The 19,332-nt window shown below is 39.3% G+C and carries 16 protein-coding genes; 6 read left to right on the top strand and 10 right to left on the bottom strand.

Features of this window, described 5'->3' with window-relative positions:
* Positions 1–113 precede the first annotated feature (113 nt).
* A complete protein-coding gene (locus ACRRS1_RS08970; RefSeq protein WP_432467953.1) occupies positions 114–1,766 on the bottom strand; it encodes a hypothetical protein in 1,653 nt (550 codons plus the stop codon).
* Between the two features lie 371 nt (positions 1,767–2,137).
* Between ACRRS1_RS08970 and pseB the strand changes: the two genes are divergently transcribed.
* The 6 genes from pseB (at position 2,138) to ACRRS1_RS08940 (ending at position 8,040) form a co-directional block, all read left to right on the top strand.
* Positions 2,138–3,139 carry a UDP-N-acetylglucosamine 4,6-dehydratase (inverting) gene (gene pseB, locus ACRRS1_RS08965; protein WP_432467954.1) on the top strand — a complete coding sequence of 334 codons (1,002 nt, stop codon included), beginning with the start codon at positions 2,138–2,140 and terminating at the stop codon, positions 3,137–3,139.
* Entirely contained in the window at positions 3,136–4,284 is a 1,149-nt protein-coding gene (gene pseC, locus ACRRS1_RS08960; RefSeq protein WP_432467955.1) for a UDP-4-amino-4,6-dideoxy-N-acetyl-beta-L-altrosamine transaminase, read from the top strand. The genes pseB and pseC overlap by 4 nt, the downstream gene beginning before the upstream one ends.
* Complete coding sequence (gene pseF, locus ACRRS1_RS08955) at positions 4,281–4,970, top strand: pseudaminic acid cytidylyltransferase (protein ID WP_432467956.1); 690 nt, start codon at positions 4,281–4,283, stop codon at positions 4,968–4,970. The genes pseC and pseF overlap by 4 nt, the downstream gene beginning before the upstream one ends.
* Positions 4,967–6,505: a UDP-2,4-diacetamido-2,4,6-trideoxy-beta-L-altropyranose hydrolase gene (gene pseG / locus ACRRS1_RS08950; protein WP_432467958.1), complete on the top strand. Its 1,539-nt coding sequence runs from the start codon at positions 4,967–4,969 to the stop codon at positions 6,503–6,505. Before pseF ends, pseG begins: the two co-directional genes overlap by 4 nt.
* Complete coding sequence (gene pseI / locus ACRRS1_RS08945; protein ID WP_432467959.1) at positions 6,505–7,560, top strand: pseudaminic acid synthase; 1,056 nt, start codon at positions 6,505–6,507, stop codon at positions 7,558–7,560. The genes pseG and pseI overlap by 1 nt, the downstream gene beginning before the upstream one ends.
* Before the next feature lie 90 nt (positions 7,561–7,650).
* Positions 7,651–8,040 (top strand): hypothetical protein, encoded by a 390-nt coding sequence (locus ACRRS1_RS08940; protein WP_432467960.1) that lies wholly within the window; start codon positions 7,651–7,653, stop codon positions 8,038–8,040.
* Positions 8,041–8,097: 57 nt separating this feature from the next.
* Here ACRRS1_RS08940 and ACRRS1_RS08935 read toward each other — a convergent pair whose 3' ends face one another.
* The 9 genes from ACRRS1_RS08935 to flgK form a co-directional block, all read right to left on the bottom strand.
* Positions 8,098–11,013, bottom strand: coding sequence for a motility associated factor glycosyltransferase family protein (locus tag ACRRS1_RS08935; protein ID WP_432467961.1), 2,916 nt, complete (start codon positions 11,011–11,013; stop codon positions 8,098–8,100).
* 21 nt (positions 11,014–11,034) lie between these two features.
* The gene (locus ACRRS1_RS08930) at positions 11,035–11,367 is read right to left on the bottom strand and encodes a hypothetical protein (RefSeq protein WP_432467962.1); all 333 of its coding nucleotides are present in this window, start codon (positions 11,365–11,367) and stop codon (positions 11,035–11,037) included.
* Between the two features lie 2 nt (positions 11,368–11,369).
* Positions 11,370–11,777 (bottom strand): flagellar export chaperone FliS, encoded by a 408-nt coding sequence (fliS, locus tag ACRRS1_RS08925; protein WP_432467963.1) that lies wholly within the window; start codon positions 11,775–11,777, stop codon positions 11,370–11,372.
* A gap of 13 nt (positions 11,778–11,790) precedes the next feature.
* On the bottom strand, positions 11,791–13,203 hold the full coding sequence (gene fliD, locus ACRRS1_RS08920; protein ID WP_432467964.1) for a flagellar filament capping protein FliD: 1,413 nt from the start codon (positions 13,201–13,203) through the stop codon (positions 11,791–11,793).
* 20 nt (positions 13,204–13,223) lie between these two features.
* Positions 13,224–13,646, bottom strand: coding sequence for a flagellar protein FlaG (locus tag ACRRS1_RS08915; protein WP_432467965.1), 423 nt, complete (start codon positions 13,644–13,646; stop codon positions 13,224–13,226).
* A 78-nt stretch (positions 13,647–13,724) separates the two neighbouring features.
* Positions 13,725–14,540, bottom strand: a complete 816-nt coding sequence (locus tag ACRRS1_RS08910) for a flagellin N-terminal helical domain-containing protein (protein ID WP_432467966.1) — start codon at positions 14,538–14,540, stop codon at positions 13,725–13,727.
* Between the two features lie 563 nt (positions 14,541–15,103).
* Entirely contained in the window at positions 15,104–15,922 is an 819-nt protein-coding gene (locus tag ACRRS1_RS08905) for a flagellin N-terminal helical domain-containing protein (RefSeq protein ID WP_432467967.1), read from the bottom strand.
* Positions 15,923–16,134: 212 nt separating this feature from the next.
* Positions 16,135–17,349, bottom strand: a complete 1,215-nt coding sequence (gene flgL / locus ACRRS1_RS08900) for a flagellar hook-associated protein FlgL (RefSeq protein WP_432467968.1) — start codon at positions 17,347–17,349, stop codon at positions 16,135–16,137.
* A gap of 6 nt (positions 17,350–17,355) precedes the next feature.
* Positions 17,356–19,329 (bottom strand): flagellar hook-associated protein FlgK, encoded by a 1,974-nt coding sequence (flgK, locus tag ACRRS1_RS08895; protein ID WP_432467969.1) that lies wholly within the window; start codon positions 19,327–19,329, stop codon positions 17,356–17,358.
* Positions 19,330–19,332: the final 3 nt, after the last annotated feature.

The following is a 19,332-nucleotide window of genomic DNA, read 5'->3' as shown; positions in this document are numbered from 1 at the left end:
ATGACAAGCACGGGGGCGATGAACAAAATGGCTAAGCTTGGCTCACCGACTAAATAGCGAAATAGCTTAGGATACTTGCGTCCTAAGCTAGGAATTGATCAACAATACAGTTGTCAAATCAAGCCGCAATCAACGAGAATCGTTTTAAATGAAGATGGCGCGTTAAGTATACTATTATATTCTATCCGTGCTTCTTTACACTCTTTTTCATAAAAATTCAGGTCAACTTTGCAATTGACAATATACGAAAAAATATCATCATAAGTATTAAAAGAAAATCGTTCTTGAACCCACCAAGCCACATCGCTATATATACGAGAGAGTGTAGCAACTGGAATCCCAGCACCGAGGGCCATTAATGCACTAATCCCCCCGCCAGAGCGATCCGGGTTATAATATAGATTAGTTAGATTAATAACCGAATATAGATCTGGCTGATAATTCAAAAATACAACTTGGTCTATTTCTTTTTCAAAAAAATGGCATATCTCATGTTCAAGCGAACCAATAAATACGAAAACAATATCATCAAAATCATTCAATATTTTTTTCGCACTATCAATCCATTCTTCACTTAATTCACTCTTCAAACGATTACCCACAACTGATATTAAAAACTTATCGCTAGGCAGCTTTAATTCAGCTCTAGTTAATCCAGATGAAAAGTGACGAGTTGAATATGAACGAGTCAAAGTGAGTGAGTTATCCTTCTCTAGTTCACTCATCCCCGCCACTGGATGATTTAGATACATAGGTATTGTATCAAGCTGTATAGGCAACCCAGAAGAGGTAGGATGAGTAACTACTGGAAATTCATTTCCTCCGATCTTTGCGAGAGCATCTGCCAGTAAATTATTATCGGATATGGAAACAACCAATTTGGGCTTTTCAATCAACAAATTAGAAACTACAACCGCCATCTGCTCAACATTTTCCAACTGACAAAACGGTATATCAATCCCACAATAACAAATAGTAGTCTGAGAATCAGATGTAGCTCTTAAATTCACATCACCACCATCAATGTATATTTTATTTTGAGGTAAATTATATTGCAAAATGTTATTAAACGTGTTTCCTCCTACAAATATAACAGGGAAATCAGAAGGTAACATAGCTAAATTTATTATTGAAACATGAAAACCAAGCTCAATATATTCTCTCGCCATATTCAAGCACAAAGAAGTTGGAGCATGACTTTCTGTTAAAAACTGATTTGTAACCAAAACTATTTTATTTTTTAATGATTTCTTGGATAAATATTCAGGTTCCATTAGGACACTTACAATACTATCAACTTTATTTACAGCCTTACCTAACCCAATATAGAAGTCATTAAATATAGCTTTGTAAGATTCAGATAACGTTTTAAATCTAAAACTCTCATCATAATCTAAATTATTAAGGAAGAAATGCCTGACAAGAGCCCAATACACGAACCATTTAATATCAAAGTTTAAATTGCTATGGCATAAGATATGAACCAGCTGGCCAATCGCATCTTTTTTTTCACCGTACACCAAATGTATAGACAGCAAACAAATCAACCATTTTTGATCTTTCTTTGCCAACTGTTCTAAATCTTGAAGTAACATATGAAACACGCGATTACTTGCTTCACTATCACAATCACTATTACGCTCTAGCTCCTGCAGAAATAATGTCAATTGATTTGATTTACCTCTGAGGGAGCTTAGGTTCTCATCTTGAGAAAAAACTTCTTCTAGGACTTTACTTCCTTTCCAGTCAACCAACTCTGTCATCATTATTTATCCATACAAATACAGTGTTTCAATTTACCCATCCTATAATTCAAAAGCAAATTTAATGCCACCCAGTCACACGCTATCTTTTTCTATCTAATTTGATTAGTGTTAACAAATAAGTCACTATTTCAAGTTTAACTAGCTAAGTAATCACGAACCGATTGCCATTTTTTTGACGCAATGCATAATAGAACCAGAAGTTATTGTTTTGCCAGAGTCAGAGCAAGGTGCAATGAACGACTTAAGGCTCAATATCCGATCTCATGATTATATTTGCGATATTTTTTGCACCGACGCGTAAAAATGCCTACAACCTATTCTTTGGCTTAATTTATGCTTAAAATACTTGTGTTCGAAAATTAAGGGTGCTTATGTTTGATAATAAATCGATTTTGATTACTGGTGGAACGGGTTCTTTTGGTAAAAAATACACAAAAACCATCTTAGAGCGTTACAACCCAAAGCGTTTAATCATTTATTCTCGTGACGAGCTTAAACAATACGAAATGCAACAACAGTTTAATGCCCCGTGTATGCGCTATTTTATTGGCGATGTTCGAGATAGAGAACGCTTAATCCAAGCAATGAATGGGGTTGATTATGTGATTCATGCTGCCGCACTCAAACAAGTACCTGCCGCCGAATACAATCCAATGGAATGTATTAAAACCAATATTCATGGGGCCGAAAATGTAATAAAAGCGGCCATAGAAAACAACGTGACCAAAGTAATTGCATTATCTACAGATAAAGCGGCGGCGCCGATAAACCTCTACGGTGCCACAAAACTAGCCTCTGACAAATTATTTGTAGCTGCTAATAATATGGTCGGTCAAGGTAACACACGGTTCGCTGTTGTGAGATATGGCAACGTAGTCGGCTCTCGCGGTTCAGTTGTACCATTTTTCAAGCAATTAATCGCAAATGGAAGTGACCACTTACCCATTACACATCAAGATATGACTCGATTTTGGATTACCTTACAGCAAGGCGTGGACTTTGTTCTAAAAAACTTTAGCCGTATGTATGGCGGTGAAATTTTTATTCCCAAAATTCCTTCGGTGAAAATTGTCGACTTAGCCAAAACCTATGCTTCTGATTTGCCGATCAAGATTATCGGTATTCGACCCGGAGAAAAACTGCATGAGATTATGTGTCCCGGTGATGACTCTCATCTCACTTTGGAATTTGAAGACCATTTCGTAATTTGCCCCAGTATTAAATTTTATAATGATGACCACAACTATTCTCGAAATCTAATTGATGAGACAGGAACCCCTGTCCCGCAAGGCTTTGAATACCACTCACAAACTAATCCAAATTTTCTCGATTCAGAACAAATTTTAGCTTTCGATCAATTGGCAGAATCATGATTCCTTATGGTAAACAGCAGATATCTCAGCAGGATATTGATGCCGTTGTAGATATATTGCGATCTGACTACCTAACCCAAGGACCTAAAGTTCCTGAATTTGAACAGGCCTTATGTGCTTATACCGGAGCAAAGTATGCACTAGCGGTTAACTCGGCAACCAGTGCTCTGCATCTGGCTTGCCGTGCCCTCGATATTAGTGTCGGTGACATAGTTTGGACCAGCCCAATTACCTTTGTCGCATCCGCCAATTGTGTTCTTTACTGCGGTGCTCAAGTAGATTTTGTTGACATTGACCCTAGGTCATTCAACATTTGCCCTAACAAGCTCAAAAATAAACTCGAGCAAGCGGCGCTAAATAATTGTTTGCCAAAAGCGCTTATTATCGTTCATATGTGTGGTCAACCTTGTGATATAAAGGCTATTCATCGTTTAAGTCTGCAATACAAATTCAAGATCATTGAAGATGCTTCACATGCCATTGGCGCTCGATATTTAAATCAGCCAATCGGTCGTTGTGAGTTTAGTGATATTACGGTGTTTAGTTTTCACCCTGTAAAAATAATCACCACCGGTGAAGGCGGTGCGACCTTAACAAACTCAGATACTTTAGCGCAAAAAATCGCGTTATTAAGAAGCCATGGGGTAACCCGTGACCCCAACAAAATGACCCAAGAACCCGACGGTCCCTGGTTTTATCAGCAATTGGACTTGGGCTTTAATTATCGAATGACTGAGCTACAAGGCGCTTTGGGCTTATCACAACTTCAACGTATTGATCAATGGGTCACACGGAGAAACGAACTAGCCAATCACTACGATAAACTGTTAATGCCACTCGCAGTCACAGCACCAAAACAACACCCTGATGGGATATCAGCCAGACACCTATACGTTATTCAACTACAGCAGCCAGAACAACGATTGTCTGTATATCTGGCGATGCAAGCCGCGGGGATTGGCGTGAACATACATTATATCCCAGTTCATACTCAACCCTATTATCAGGCACTAGGTCATCGATTGGGGGATTACCCAAATGCTGAAAAGTATTACCAAGCAGCCTTAAGTTTACCGCTTTTCCCAGCACTAACTAATCAACAACAAGATTTTATAGTCGCAACGCTAGCCAAGGCATTAACATGACAAATATTGCAATAATTCCAGCTCGCGGTGGAAGCAAACGGATCCCTAGAAAAAACATCAAATTGTTTCATGGTAAACCGATTATTGCCTATAGTATTGAAGCCGCTTTGGCAAGTGAATGCTTTGAACGAGTGATTGTGTCAACGGATGATAAAGAAATTGCAGATATCGCCATAAAATATGGGGCAGAAGTGCCATTTATTAGGCCTTCGGAATTAGCTAACGACTATGCAACAACAATTGATGTGATCCAGCATGCCATAGCAACATTAAATAACAATTCGAAAATTGACAATGTTTGTTGTATTTACGCAACGGCACCTTTTGTAACATCAACACAATTAATTGAAGGCAAAAAGCTACTCATACAACAAAATGCCGACTACCTGCTTCCTGTTTCACGATACCCCGCCCCTATCCAACGCGCATTACATCTAAATACAAGCGGTTTTATATCAATGAGACAAGCAGAGCATTTAAATACTCGCAGCCAAGACTTAAGTGAAGCATTTTATGACACTGGCCAATTTTACTGGGGAAGAGCTGGCGCGTTTTTAAACCATACGCCTATATATAGCGAAAAATCAATTGGTTTGGTGGTGGCTAAAAATAGCTGCGTAGACATCGATGACATACAAGACTGGGCATTAGCAGAGTTTCTATATGATTATAGGCAACGTGCATGAATGTTGCATTTCGCGTTGATGCTTCTTTCATCATTGGCAGTGGCCATGTATACCGATGTTTGTCATTAGCCCATCAGCTTAAAAAAAATGGCCATCAAGTTTACTTTATTTCAGCTGAACAACCAGGCCACTTAAACGCCTTAATCACTCGTGCTGGATTCTCAGTTTTCACCATTTCGGAACCTATGTTAAGTATCGATCCCGAAAACTCCAATAGTTGGTTGGGACGTGATCTCCAAGTAGACGCTAATGAAACAATCAGATATCTTAATCAAGTTACGCAAATTGATTACTTGATCATCGATCACTATGGGATAAATAGCCGCTGGGAGACACGGTTGCGAGATAGCGTAAAAAATATATTAGTGATAGATGACCTCGCCAATAGAAGCCACAACTGCGATATATTAATAGATCAAACCTATGGGCGAATTAAGCAAAATTACCACTCACTAGTGAGCCCAGAGACTGAATTACTGTTGGGTAGCGACTATGCACTCATAAGAGATGAATTCTTAATCGCTAAGCCTTCAGCATTAACGAATAGATCTTTATGTACTCAAATAAAAAAAATATTAATAAATCTTGGAGGGACCGACCGAACCAATGTGAGTGAATTTTTACTAAAACTCCTCAACCACTCATCAATAGCAAACGATATAAAAATTGCAATTATTGTGGGCCCAAATAATCCTAACCATCGATCGCTAATAAACGCAACCGCTCAATCACGATTTCAACAATGTACAGTATTAAATTCTATCAGCAACATGGCTGAAATATTAAGCCATTATGACTTGGCGATAGGTGCCAGTGGAGCTAGTGCTTGGGAACGCTGTTCTCTGGGCCTACCGAGTATAAATATTGAACTAGCAAGTAACCAAAAAGAAATATGCGCTGTACTTGCTAAGCAAGGTGCCGCCCTATCGTTAGGAGAACCTCAACATATTAACTCTGAAACATTAGAGCAAGCAATACAATATTGCCAAGAACATTACTCAGAAATGGTGAATAGTGCTTTAGATTTAATTGATGGAAAAGGCGTTACTAGAACAACACTAAGTTTATATCGACGACCACTATTAGATGGGCGACTTGCTCACTTAAAATTAGCCAGCACAACTGATTGTAAACTGCTTTATCAGTGGCAATGCGAGCCATCAACACGGCAATATGCATTAAACCCACACGCTCCTAGCTGGGTCGAACATAAACAGTGGTTCTATAATCAATTGTCTAAAACTAATAGTTATTTATATATGCTCGTAAGTACCGGAGAACCTTTAGGTATGCTTCGGCTAGACCAATTAGCCGATCAATCCCAATACGAGATATCAATAATTACAGCCCCTAATGTTAGACGAACAGGTGTAGCAAAAGCGGCCTTACAATTAGCAAGAGACTGTTTTCCAAAAGCCGATTTTTACGCCACGGTTCTACCCGAAAATAAAGCCTCTAACCAATTGTTTCAAAAACAAAATTACCACCATATCCAAAGCAACCGCTACCGACAAAAAGCGGATGGGAGCCATTGATGACCCAAGAAATAATGATTGACAAAAAACGTATTGGAAAGAATCTGCCACCCTATATCATTGCAGAACTATCCGCCAATCATAACGGCAGTATTCATGATGCATTGTCTCTCATCAAAGTAGCAAAATCTGCAGGTGCTAACGCGGTGAAAATTCAAACCTATCGCGCCGATACAATTACGTTAAATAGCAATAAAGAAGATTTTATGATAAGTGGCGGATTATGGGATGGGAATACACTTTATCAACTCTATGAATCAGCCTACACGCCGTGGGATTGGCATCCACAACTATTCGAGTATGCCAGAACTATCGATATAACCCTATTTAGCTCACCCTTTGATAATACCGCTGTAGATCTTTTAGAGGATCTAAATGCGCCAGCCTACAAAATCGCATCTTTTGAGGCGATAGATTTACCGTTGATAAAGTACGTTGCTTCAACTGGCAAACCCATGATTATTTCAACAGGAATGGCTAACGCACAGGAGATCGAAGAAGCAATTGAAACGGCCTATTCTTCTGGCTGCAAACAGCTTGCAATTCTACATTGTGTCAGCGCTTATCCAGCTCTCCCCGAAGAATATAACCTGCGAACGTTACACGATATGCGCCAGCGATTTAACGTCGTTACGGGTTTATCTGACCATACGATTGATAATACAACGGCAATAGCGGCAGTATCTTTAGGAGCATCAATAATTGAAAAACATATTACATTAAATCGACTCGGAGGAGGGCCAGACGATAGTTTTTCTCTGGAGCCTCAAGAACTTAAACAGCTATGCCAAGCAAGCTACGTCGCTTGGTCTGCGTTAGGAGAAATCTCCTACGCTAGAACGAGTAGCGAACAACAAAATGTTCAATTTAGACGCTCACTCTATGTTACTCAAGCAATAAAGAAAGGTGAAATGTTCACCACCAACAACATTCGGAGCGTGCGGCCTGGGTATGGCTTACCCCCTAAATACCTTGATAAAATCATAGGCAAAACCGCATTAGCTGATTTAGATTTTGCTAGTCCACTTTCTTGGGAAGTGATCAGTAAAAGATGATAATATGACTACGCGGATAACATAATTACACATTCAAAACGTTAACATTTCATCGCGAATATTTACTTACGGATAGAGGACCACTAAACAATGGACAATGAACAATTCTCACAGTTAATGATGGATACTGCTAAAGACGCGATTTCTTTCATTGAAAGTACGGGTCCCCAGCATCCCGATTATTCATTGAACAGTCTCACTTTGGTAGACCAACTCATCAACTCACTGAATCAACAGCACCTAAATGAAAAAGAGTTGTTCACATACTCATATATGCTGGGAGCGTATGCGGGGGAGGTGTATAAAAAAGAAGCTGGCGGAGAGTGGGTATTCATTGACGGAAGTGAAAACGAGCCGCCTCAAACATTTTTTAAGAACGGCGAAAGGTCTATTGCATTTCCTGGGAAAATTTATCACGCGTTATTGGGACAGGAAGATGTGACAATATCCGAGTATATACAGCAGCTACTTGAATCTTAATAATGAGAGTTAAGCGCAACAAAGCACTTAACTCTTAATCTTACTTATTTTTAAAAATTATTTTCTTTTATTTAAAATATCAAGTGCAGGCATAGACTCAAAGTCGTTATCTGGCACTGGACGCGGGGTTTGATCAAATTCACCCAGGCTATAGAGTGATTTATTCTTCATTTCGATAATATACTGCTCCCAAACTTCTTTCCCCTCTTTGAAACGTTGCATACAATCTTTTTCATCGTCTGACGAGTAAGCTAAACGGGTCAGGTAAGTTAAGCAGAATGAAGCACTTCCTCTCATTAAATAATAAAATAGCGAGTGGGGATCCCTAGCAGATGACTTAACCAAGACAACTTGCCTATCTAAAATACTTAAAACATCATCCCAACTATGAGCCTCCTCCCTAATAATTTCCAGCAACTGATCACAGTGCTTCTCAAGATGTGTAGGGAGATATTTTTTATCAAATAAATCAACAAAACCAGCTGTATTATCGAAATAAGCTTCATCTTTTATCTTATTCTTTAAACCTAACTTATCTATATCATCCCCAAGGATTAAAACTTGTTCAAGTTTTAGCGGGGTAGTACCATCGATAAATGCACCATTTGCTGTATTGTAAACTTCAGCATCTCCAAATTCAGCAATCGATTTGCTCAATATCTCAGCCGAATATTTAAATTCATGCTTTGTGAACACGTAGTTCTCAAAATTACCTTTAACCCTAAGCCCTGTACCATGAGTGTTATAATCATATAACTCCCCTCCTCCCGCTTTTGCATTAAAATAAGCTGAATGCTTACTGTGATGCTGAGCCGGATTAATAAAACCTAAATCAACACCAAACAAATATATCTGCCGAAAACCCAATCGAAGAGCGTAAGATAATGCACAATTAGAAACTGTAGGATAAGAATATAGAATAGAATCCAAATTATTAACTTCGTCAGCAACCTCTAAATAACTAAGCGAGCCGGCCTCACCAGTTTTTAAACAATAAAGAGCATCTCCGAACATATCGGCAACTTCTGGATGTAGTCCATTGACACTAATAATATCTATTTGCTTTAACCAATCGGGATCAGGCACTTGGCAAACCCAGTGTAAAGTCGCTCTAGTTTGTTCAACTTCTGCATGATAATCAGGTTTAATACCTAACTGATATAGTGCCTTAAGACTAGTTCCAACAGAAATAATAATCACTTTATCTTGATAATGACGAATAACCTCAGCACTAACATCTAAAGAGGGGCCGTTACCAATGATAAAAACCGGAGTGTCAGCTAAAGTTTTAGCTAGCGACTTAGGTTTATTCCGAAGCATATAACGGCAATTCTTCATAAAGGAATCACGGGTATGGTTCAAATTATAAAAAGCATGATCATAAAATTCGCTAACATTAAGCAAAACTTTAAACTGCTCGCGAGTAAGTTTAATGTTTTTATCCATTTCATGCTGAAAATAACTCACATAGAAAAAAGTATAAGAAAGGATATGAATTCCATAACTCTGTAAACGAAGGTGTATATCATCAAACATATGAGTACCGTCGTCACCTATATTTAAGTATAACTTCGCTCCGCGCTCATCATACTTTTCCAAAATATTCGACCAATCAATAGTTGATAAAGATGAAAAAAAGAAGTCAATGTTCGGTTCATAAAGAATAAAGTTATCAATCATATGGTTATTCAATAATAACTCGATTTGATAAGCGAGGCCTGCACCGTACATTATAAATGAGGGAAGCTTATAGGGCAGTTTGTTTCTTTTAGAGTCAGGAATAGCTTGAACTAGGCTTTTTAATTGGGCCGACTTTTCATAATGGATAAAAGGACTGGGTTTGTGAAAAGTCTGTCTTGCATCTAAGGCCTCTATTCTAGGATGACCTGAATAATGCTCGAAGTAACACTTACTAGCATTTTGTGGATCATCGGTACTGAAAACAACACCTTGTTCCAAGTCAAATAGATTAAACTTTCCAATATCTGTACTGATCAACTGCCAGCGAACACTTTCATAGCCAGAAGCGAATTCAAAAATATCGGGGAAATAGCGCTTAAACGATTGGAGGTTATGATTAAATTTATTCTTAATCAATAAAGAGTTTTCTGCTTCAACTTGCTCAACAACAGCCTGACGGTCAAAATAGTAGTAGCTTAATGAATGACTAAATTCAAAGTTTTGTTCTCCATTTTGAGGAGCTCTCTTTTCAAGGATATCACTCGAAAAAGGATCCAGACCAAGAGCTAAATCATACTCAAAGTAATTGAACTCTACATAATTATAGTGTCGATAAACATGAAACTTTGAAATATCAAGTTTATTTTTCCACTCTTTTATTGACTCTATCGAGCTCCGCCCTTTCACACCTGATACGATATTTAACTTAATGTCATTTTCGGAAACATGTCCTAATAACTCCCGCCATGGAGCACTTAATAAAGAAACATGTAATAAATCCAACTCTGGTTCAACAATTAAAATGTTTTTCCAATGAGATAAAGTAGCAAGCTGCTTGAGGTGTAAGCCTAAACCACACCCCAAAATGACTAAATTTTCACTTTGCTCATTAATCGGCTGATAATTAGAGATAACGCCAGGTAAGATAGAATTTAAAGTTGCTCCATATTGCTTATTTATAGAGCTTTTGATTGATGGTTGAGAGCTATCAAAAATTAATGCTTTTCCACGAAAGTGCTCAACCTGTTCATTCACTTGTCGTTCAGGAATTAACTCATAGAGAGCTCTACCCTTTAAAACGTTCATGATACTCAAACGTTTTTTATGAGTAACAAAAGGAGAAAACGTAACCGAATGATGAGTTGATAAGGTTTGTGCTAATTCAGAATCAAAACTTGCGAATGCTTTTAAGTTATTAGTAAATCGTTTCTGAATATATGGTGCAAGTTGAGATTCATATTGCTTTTGAATTTCTTCATCAGATGATATCTGATAATCAATATTTTTTAGCATTAAATATTCCTAAGCAAATATTTAGATATTTTGAAAATAAGCATTAATAACTTTTTTACCTTGCTTAAGAGAACCAAGTTTAGAATTAATATCCGAGCGTCGTTGCTCACAGTAATCATACAACATAGACATTGATTTCAAATGAGTATTGATTTGTTGTATTTTTTCAGATGTAGAAAAATTACTATTGGTAACTAGTTCAAAAATAGAAGATAGCAAAGTGCTATGCTGTTGAGTTAATGCTTGGACAAGCTGTAAATCAACTTTATCTTCATCCAGCGCGGCACGTAATAGCACCAACAACTCTTTTGCTTTAGCCAATTGTTCTTCGAAATCAGAAATGAACTCGACCACCACTAGCTCCGTTGGTAAGCGTCTTGCTTTGCTGATTCTGGTATTTGGTCCCACGCTGATTTTATTGGGAGAAATATATCCATTACATCAGCGACTAATTCAGCTTTATTAGATACTGATGCTTCAGAGAGTAATTCAAGCATATAAGCATATAAGTTATCTAAATTTGCAGCGATCTCTCCACCACGTTCATGATCCAAACTATCTTTTAGAGAAGCAATAATTGAGGTTGCTTTACCAATTGATTTACCTTTATTTGCCATATCGTTACGTTCTAAGCACCCCTTAGCAACCGCTAAATTTTCCAATGCCGTCTGCATTAATATTTGAGTGACGCCATGCGGGTCTGCCGTTGCTATTTGATCTTTCACACCAACTTGACGATATTGATTAATGCCTTTTTGATACATGAATTCTGTCCCGTTATTTATTCAGTTGAGCGAGTTGTCCTGTAATATAAGACATCTGGCTATTTAAATTACCCATAGCAACATCAAAAGCAGTATATTTATCCCGCATAGTCTTTTCGTAAGAAGTCATTCGTTCTTCGAAATCTAACTTTTCCTGCTCATAATCTCTAAGCTGACTCTTAATACTATCCTCTCTAGAAGCGAGAACACCGTCAGATTTTTCGTAACTTTTGACAGTGCTGGAAAAAGATTCAGCAATACCACCAGACATTGCAAAAACCTCGCCAACACCGTCCATGTTATCAGCTAAATGTTCTTTAAAAGTGGTTTCATTAAGCGAGAGCACCCCATCCTTATCCATTTCCACACCAATACCATAAAGAGTTCTCATGCCTGGTGCTGCATCATCATAGCCATTACTTGCGATTCTGCCTAATGTGTAACGAAGTGAACGGAACATCGCATCACCGCTTAACTCTTTACGAGAAGATGCTCCATCTTCTCCTTCAACAACGGCTTCCGGTTTTGAATATTTATCAATCTCAGAAACAACCTTATTATAAGCGTCAACAAAAGCTTTCATATTCTCAATTGCTTTGTCTTCACTAGGCGCAATACCAACCGAGACCGGAGAGCTAGTCACTTTTTTGACATTAATACTGATACCAGATATAACATCTTTGAAATCGTTGGTACTACTTGTTGCTTCAATGCCGTCAATAGTAATTGATGCGGAAGTTGCGTCAACCACATCCATTTTACCCGACGCATTAGTAAAGTTATCTAACTCTGAATTAGCGCCTGTATTCGTTAATGTAAGCGTATTGCCGTCACCGGTTTCTTCGGATGAAATGGCTAAACGGATCTCAGTTCCGGTATCAATTAAATTAGCTGAAATACCAAAATTATTTTCATGACTGTTAATTTGCTCGCGTAATTCTTTGAGTGTTGTTCCTGCGGCAACATCCAAAACCATAGATTCGCCATTTGCAGTACTAAAGGTTAACTGCCCATCACTGGTAGCAATGACATCATCTTGAGATGAATACAAAGCCGTACCGCCATTCGCGGTCGCATCAATAGATGTCAAAGTCGATCCTTTAGCAAGCTGCTGAACCTGTATCGAGTAATTACCATTTGTAGCGTCGCTCCCCAAATCAACTATCAGTGACTCGTTTCCTTCTGCTTCACCAGTTGTCGCAACTCGAGGGATAAATGTTGACGGTTCTTTGGCTTTTTCGAGAATAGCGAGGAAGGAGCTCAAAGCTGATTTTACCGAACCAACAGCAGATAGGGTGACATCCAAAGTTGCTTTGGTTTGTTTTAAACGATCATCTTTCCCTGCACGCTCTGCCTGTACAGAAACGTCAATAAGAGCTTCCAAATCCAAACCACTACCAATACCGGCTGCTGTAATTCCTGTCATAATAACCTACCGTATCTGCCCTAAACCAATTGATCGACAAACAATCCGGTTGTTTCACCAATTGCTTCTTGAAAATTTCTTAACCTTTCTTGTAATTGCCGATATTCTTCACTGGGAATTTCTCGAATTAACTCGTCGGTATTTTTATTTAACACCGAAGTAAAAAATTGCCCATCACGTTCATCAACAACAAACTTAACATCGCGATTTTGCACCTCGAGTAACTGATTAATAGAAGCCACCACTTCTTCAACTTGCTCTTTATCGTCAACTTGTCGCTGTTCTTTCTCAGTGCTTTGCTGCTCTTTAACTTCTTGTTGTTGCTTCTGAAGCGATAACTGTGCCACTTCTACTGAAGAACCTTGAATGACTTCTGCCTCTTGCTCCTTCACAATACTGGGAACGATGACAGAAGAAAGTACTGAACCAATATTATTTTCCATTTTCGAGTCTCCTCAAAAAAGCAAGCCACGCTTACAGTATAAGCGTGGCTGCATCTTTCTTCATTACATTTTTGGCTATTAAACCAACGACAATGCAGCCTGTGGTCGTGTATTCGCTTGCGCTAAAATCGACGTACTGGTTTGTTGCAAGATCTGAGCTTTGGTTAAATCAGCCGTTTCTTTTGCAAAATCAGTATCTTTAATTCGAGAACGAGCACTTGTTACGTTTTCCGAAATACTAGATAAATTGCGGATAGTAGACTGGAATCGATTCTGAATAGCACCAAGGCCAGCACGTTCTGAATCAACAGCTTTAATTGCAGAATCAATCTTGGCCATTGCCGCACTCGCACCACCAGGACTTGATACCGATAAGCCATTAATGCCTAAACCAGCTTGAGAAATGGTTTGGTCAATACTTAAAAGAATGTTCTCTCCAGCATTAGCGCCTACTAAGAAGTTAGCACTATATGAACCATCTAACAGCTTTGTTCCACCAAATTTGGTGGTGGTGCCAACGCGGCTAATTTCAGATTTAAGTTGCGAAACTTCCGATTGAAGTGCAATTCGATCATCAGTGTTATTAATACCATCTTGTGACTGAACTGCGAGGGTACGCATACGCTGAAGCATATTGGTCACTTCATCCATTGCACCTTCCGCCGTTTGCGCCACAGAAATACCATCTTGGGCATTCATTACTGCTCGGTCTAGACCTTGAATTTGTGATGTCATACGGTTTGAGATTTGTAGACCTGCTGCATCATCTTTCGCACTGTTAATTCGGAAACCAGAGCTTAAACGTTGATATGCAGTATCTAGTGTGCTGCCAGAATTATATAACTGACGTTGTGCGTTCAATGACGACACATTTGAGTTGACAACTAATGCCATATTTTGAGCCTCCTAAGAAATTGTTCGACCTGATTGAACTATGTCAGGACGACCAAACCACCTTTAGTTGTTGAACCCTTGATCTATGAACCCTAAATCAAGACAACTTTAAAATGGACCAAAGTTTTATTAACTTCATAACTGTTAGCGGCAAGAATAAAAATAACTTTAGAGGAAAAAACAAGAAAAGCGGAAAAACTTTGCCGCCTACTACGGCAATCCATACTATCAGCGACTTCAGAGGCGAAAATAAAGGAAGATAAAACTCCTCGATAAGTATCAATCAGCTATATTTATAGAAATTTGAGATCATTTAGCCGTCAATTATTCGACATTTCAAATTGGCATAGGTATTGCTTTATTATTTACGCAGCCTGAACTGCTGCGAAAAAAGGCCAAGTGAGAATGCATCACTTGGCCGTATCGCTCGAAACGATAGGAGATTGAGAGCGAAACTAAAGCGCAACTTATTATTGGTATGGAATTGAGCCTCCTAAGAGTACTAATTGCGCGGTTACAGCCTGAGGACGGTGGATTGAACCCCCACCGTCCTTTTCTTTTTCTTATCCAAGGAGAGATAGAGCAGCCTGAGGACGTTGATTTGCCTGAGCCAAAATGGTTGTGGAGGTTTGTTGAATAATCTGATTACGCGTTAATTCTGCAGTTTCTTTTGCAAAATCAGTATCCTTAATTCGCGAACGGGCCGCTGTTACATTTTCAGAAATACTTGATAAATTACGGATCGTCGATTGAAAACGGTTTTGTACCGCACCTAACTCAGCTCGCTGACTATCAATAATTTTAACCGCTGAGTCAATCTTGGCCATTGCCGCACTGGCACCTGTCGGACTGGATACTGATAAACCGTTAATACCCAAGCCCGCTTGGCTAACCGTGGTTGCGATGGTTAACAAAATGTTTTCGCCAGCATTTGCGCCAACCAAAAAGTTAGCACTATATTGCCCATCTAATAGAGCAATATTACCAAACTTAGTGGTCGTACCTACACGACTAATTTCAGATTTTAGTTGCGAAACCTCGGATTGAAGAGCGATTCTATCATCTGTGTTATTCACACCATCTTGTGACTGAATAGCTAAGGTACGCATACGTTGTAACATATTTGTTACTTCATCCATCGCGCCTTCAGCGGTTTGCGCTAATGAAATACCATCTTGGGCATTCATCACTGCGCGATCTAAGCCCTGAATTTGCGAAGTCATTCGATTAGAAATTTGTAGACCTGCCGCATCATCCTTTGCACTATTAATACGCAAACCCGATGATAAACGTTGAAATGAAGTATCTAATGACCAGCCTGATTGCGTTAGCTGACGTTGAGCATTTAAAGATGACACATTTGTATTTACGTATAAAGCCATGATATTTCTCCTATCTATATTTAACCATTTATAGGTTTTATTTTTTGTCAGTTATTATGTTCGCCTGACTTACCCTATATAACGGCAACGCTTCAATTATCTTTAGCACTTATTTTTATTTTCTACTTTAAATAAAACCATCAAAACAAAAAAGGTTGCTTCAATATCGAAGCAACCTTTATAACGGCAGTAAAAAAGTATTCTTTAGCGTTTTATAGATAATTAAACAAAGATAATTGGCTTATTCGGCTATAAGATGAATAGGAGGTATTCAACGCAAGCTCTGCCTTCTGCAAGTTACTGACCGCTTCTGCGAAATCAACTTCACTCAGAGACGCTCTAGATTTCTGATTGATGATATCCATAGATGAAGCCGCCGTTCTTACTGACTCCAACGAGTTCCCTCGCGCACCAATAGAACCTAAGGTTAAATTAACACTTTCCATTGAGTTATCCAGACCCACCATAAAGTCTGATTGCTTTTCCGTAAAAGAACTACCAACTAAACTAGGATCTTCTAATGCAACAATAAAATCAGATAACATGTTGAGCACGTTATCTTTATCTGGCGGAGCCAACTCAAACTGCTCGTTTGGACTCCCCGCAACAGATGCCACTCTAATGTCCACACCATTAAAATTAAAAGACTCGCCTGGAACATAATTACCAGTCACTGGTGGAACTAACGAAGCACCAACACTATCGAGTACTTCATAGGTATCCGGTACTCCAGCGACCGTTTGTACTTGATAAGTATTATTAGCTGGTGTAATTGGGTCATAATTAAGCTTATGGAATGAATCATAAGCTTTTTGGTCATTAATAGCAGTCGTAATATTCGCACTTAAGTCATTGGTCTCGAGACGTTTAAATACATTATCAAAAATTTCCTGGCCGGTATCATTAGTTTGAATATAAACCGAAGATGATACTTTTAATTCATTAATACCTGTATCACCTTGATAATTGTAATTACTCCCATCATAAACATAGGGTTGTTTTTGAGTTTGAAAACCCGAAAACACATAACTACCATCCGCATTTTGGCTATTCATAAAATCAACCAACTGGTCTCGGATCTGTCTCAACTCTTGGGCGAGAGACGTTCGTTCAGTATCACCATTTAAACCATCTCCAGCCTGAACGCCCAATACTCTCGCTCGCTGCATCGAGTTCATGACCCCGTCGAGTGTCGTTTCTTCAAAATTAAGAGCATTTTCCAATAAGGTCCCATTCTTTAAATGCTGTTCAGTCAGAGTGATTTCGGTGCTCAAAAACATTGACTTACTCATATCTGAAGGGCCATCTGCAGAAGTCAGCAACTTTTTATTGGTAATTAAGTGCTCATTCATTTTCTCAACTTGTTGCTGAGAATTAAGCACGCCATTCAAAGAATTTTGATACAAGTTCATACTCGATACACGCATAACAAATTACCTCAATGAACTTAATAGTGTTTGAAAGGTTTCTTGGGCTGTACTGATGACACGTGCCGATGCAGCATAAGCTTGCTGAAAGCGGATCAAGTTAGATGCTTCTTCATCAAGGTTGACCCCCGAGATAGAATTATGCCGCTGGGTACTCTGCTCCAACAAAGATGTAGCTGCTGACGCCGACACTCGAGCCTCACTGGTTTTACCACCAATAAAACTCACCAAGCTAGCATAGGCATCATTCATGGTCATTTTGTTGTCACCAGTACTGGCCAAGCTCTTTCTAACCAAGTCTTTCTGCTGTAAATCAACTAAGCGTAAGGCATTGTAATTATCGTTGAAACCATCGGTGTTGTAGTCCATGGTGAATACATCACCTTCTTGCACATCACCATCAATATTAATGTCATAACCCGGCGTTAAAGGCGGAACGGCATTAGCAAACAGTTGCTGACCAGCGGTTGCAGCGGCGGCGGTTGCCAACAACGTGCCGCTATCGTCATAAATTTCATAGTCACCACCAGCATTAATCACAACTTGATGGGGAGCCGCTGGATCATAGCCACCAGGTACTGTGAAATCGGAAGTGGTCGGGTCAGTATCATAAACAGATTGAATACTTATTGTGGCGTTGCCACGATTAACTAAGTCACGTTCAACCCTGATAGGAGCCGCGAGGGCCAACTTCTCAGGTTGACTCATACTCACCGTCATTTGTGCGGCCACGTCACGCGTCGGCTGAATTAAATGCTTATCACCGGCGGCAAAGGGCCCCGAAGAAAAATCCCACTCCATCCCATCAAGCTCGAAAGCTGTTGGCGGAATGGAGCCATTAACCACTGAACCCACCGTACTATCACCATCATAACGCTGTACTTCAAAAGTGCTTGCCGAAAGAAAGCTTATTCGATAATCGTAAGGCGTGACTTCGCTGCCTTTTCCAGAGATAAAGGAGCCTGAGATCGACCCCGCAGCAGTATTTGTTGAAAATTCTTTTCCCGCAAAAGTGGGCAAAGTAAATATGTCCGCCCCAATGTCACCGTTTAAATCCATGCCCAATTTATTTTGGGCATTAAAAGCATCGGCCATCGAAATAGACAACTGACCAAGCTGATTACGGCTCACATCCAACGTTGTTTTCCGGTACTCCATCAAGCCGCCAATCGTACTACCGATTTCTTCATGGCCTATAATTCGACTCGAACCAGCAAGAGAAATAGTCATCTCTTTTTGGGTACTATCGGGGTCACCGTCAACCATGCTCAATGTGGTATAATCATCTTGCAGCACCAAAGCCTGACCAGTACGCATAAATACCAACGTTGAACCGTCATCTTGCACAATCGTATTAATATCAATCAATTCGGCTAAATCATTAATCGCTTGATCTCGTTTATCAGATAACACCGCAACATCACCGTCTAGCGGGTTTCCGCCAGATGCTACAATTTCTTTATTGATGTCGGCAATATTCACAATCAAAGCATTCGATTCATTGGCTTTTTCGATCAAATCTTGACTAATATTTTTTTCTTGAAGCTGGTATTGCTCATTTAGCGTTCGATAACGATCGGTGAGTGCGTCAAACTGAGCTAGGGCTAGTTCTCGGGTTGATAACGCCGTCGGATTATCGGTGGTCGCATGCAATTGAGTAAACATATCATCAAATTTCGAACTAAGAGATAAGGCATCATCACTCACAATGGCATCAATTTGACTCACCGAATCTAAATAGGCATTGCGGTTTGCCAAGGTTGAGGTATCGCGGAACATTTGTGCCTGAGCAAAACCATTGAGTACCCGAGAAGTATTTCCATCTCTCACACCTCCCAAGGTATCAGCGGTAAAAAAAGTTCGCTGTAGGCTATAGCCTGGGGTATTCACATTGGCAATATTACTACCGGTGGTCATCAGCAAACGCTGATGGGCAGCAAGCCCAGACGAACCAATGGTGAGTAAGTCATTCATTGCCATGCT

It is taken from the genome of Agarivorans sp. Z349TD_8 (assembly GCF_050870825.2).
In the GTDB taxonomy this organism is placed as follows: domain Bacteria; phylum Pseudomonadota; class Gammaproteobacteria; order Enterobacterales; family Celerinatantimonadaceae; genus Agarivorans.
Note: the sequence above shows the minus strand (reverse complement) of the source record. Positions and strands in the feature narration are given on the sequence as shown.

Coding starts and splice junctions, on each gene's coding strand:
- ACRRS1_RS08970 (WP_432467953.1), bottom strand. CDS start 1,766: ATGATGACAGAGTTGGTTGACTGGAAAGGAAGTAAAGTCCTAGAAGAA.
- pseB (WP_432467954.1), top strand. CDS start 2,138: ATGTTTGATAATAAATCGATTTTGATTACTGGTGGAACGGGTTCTTTT.
- pseC (WP_432467955.1), top strand. CDS start 3,136: ATGATTCCTTATGGTAAACAGCAGATATCTCAGCAGGATATTGATGCC.
- pseF (WP_432467956.1), top strand. CDS start 4,281: ATGACAAATATTGCAATAATTCCAGCTCGCGGTGGAAGCAAACGGATC.
- pseG (WP_432467958.1), top strand. CDS start 4,967: ATGAATGTTGCATTTCGCGTTGATGCTTCTTTCATCATTGGCAGTGGC.
- pseI (WP_432467959.1), top strand. CDS start 6,505: ATGACCCAAGAAATAATGATTGACAAAAAACGTATTGGAAAGAATCTG.
- ACRRS1_RS08940 (WP_432467960.1), top strand. CDS start 7,651: ATGGACAATGAACAATTCTCACAGTTAATGATGGATACTGCTAAAGAC.
- ACRRS1_RS08935 (WP_432467961.1), bottom strand. CDS start 11,013: ATGCTAAAAAATATTGATTATCAGATATCATCTGATGAAGAAATTCAA.
- fliS (WP_432467963.1), bottom strand. CDS start 11,777: ATGTATCAAAAAGGCATTAATCAATATCGTCAAGTTGGTGTGAAAGAT.
- fliD (WP_432467964.1), bottom strand. CDS start 13,203: ATGACAGGAATTACAGCAGCCGGTATTGGTAGTGGTTTGGATTTGGAA.
- ACRRS1_RS08915 (WP_432467965.1), bottom strand. CDS start 13,646: ATGGAAAATAATATTGGTTCAGTACTTTCTTCTGTCATCGTTCCCAGT.
- ACRRS1_RS08910 (WP_432467966.1), bottom strand. CDS start 14,540: ATGGCATTAGTTGTCAACTCAAATGTGTCGTCATTGAACGCACAACGT.
- ACRRS1_RS08905 (WP_432467967.1), bottom strand. CDS start 15,922: ATGGCTTTATACGTAAATACAAATGTGTCATCTTTAAATGCTCAACGT.
- flgL (WP_432467968.1), bottom strand. CDS start 17,349: ATGCGTGTATCGAGTATGAACTTGTATCAAAATTCTTTGAATGGCGTG.
- flgK (WP_432467969.1), bottom strand. CDS start 19,329: ATGGCAATGAATGACTTACTCACCATTGGTTCGTCTGGGCTTGCTGCC.